Genomic DNA, 236 nt, shown 5'->3' on the forward strand with positions numbered 1-236 from the left:
ACGGCCCCCGATTCGGTCGGCGTCATCACCCCCAGCATGATGCCGGCGATCACCACCACCGGGATGACGGCGGGCACCAGGCCCTCCACCACCACTTTGAGCGAGCCGGTGCCGGGGTTCGAGCGCCCGGCCGGCAGGCCTGGCCCGACGAGCCCGCTCAGGAAGATCACCAGCGCCAGCGCCGCCACGATCAGCAGGCCCGGCACGATGCCGGCGATGAACAGCGGCGCGATCGG

At 72.5% G+C, this 236-nt stretch carries 1 protein-coding gene; it reads right to left on the minus strand.

Annotated features, from left to right (window positions below):
* Nucleotides 1-236: TRAP transporter large permease subunit (locus HA630_RS01630; protein WP_166832169.1), on the minus strand; the 236-nt coding region annotated here is incomplete at both ends.

This window comes from Aquabacterium sp. A08 (assembly GCF_011742065.1).